This is a genomic window from Paraburkholderia sp. JHI2823 (assembly GCF_038900695.1).
Lineage (GTDB): Bacteria > Pseudomonadota > Gammaproteobacteria > Burkholderiales > Burkholderiaceae > Paraburkholderia > Paraburkholderia mimosarum.
The window spans coordinates 1-594 of the sequence record NZ_JAYMRY010000190.1; the positions used below are offsets into that span (position 1 = coordinate 1).

A 594-nucleotide genomic window follows, 5' to 3' on the forward strand; every position below is an offset into this window, starting at 1 on the left:
CGTTCATCTGGTGTCTGGGCAACGCGAAGTGCTGCCGGATCGGGCCGAAGCACGAAAGAAACGCCTGCGTGCGACGCGCATCGCGAAAACCGCACATCTGGCGCTCCCGCCTGCGGGTCGGCTGGTGGCTGTTCTCGGCACGGTTGTTCACGCGTGCGTGCGGCCGCTTTGACGAAAACGTGCTTCACATGAGCAAGCTCAGGAATGTCCGACTTCGCCGCCGGATAGCTGCGCAACTGGTCGGTCACGATCTTGCGCGGCACCGGGTTTGAACGCAGCACCCTGAGGAAGAAGCGCTTTGCCGCTGCCTTGTCGCGCCGCTTTTGCACCAGCACGTCCAGCTCAGCGCCATGCTCGTCGACCGCTCGCCACAACAGATACGGCTCGCCGCGCAGCGTCACGAACATCTCGTCGAGGTGCCACGTAACTGCCCGGCTTGCGCCGCGCCGCCTTGGCGCACTGGGCGAATCTGGCGCCGAACTTGTCGCACCAGCAACGGATCGTCTCATACGTGACCACAACACCACGCTCGAGCAGCAACTCCTCGACGTCGCGCAGGCTCAGGCTGAACCGGAAATACCAGCGAACCGCGCA

At 64.0% G+C, this 594-nt stretch carries 1 pseudogene; it reads right to left on the minus strand.

Going from position 1 to position 594, the window contains the following annotated elements:
* A pseudogene (locus VSR34_RS38260) lies at window positions 1–594 on the minus strand (IS6 family transposase); the annotation flags it as partial.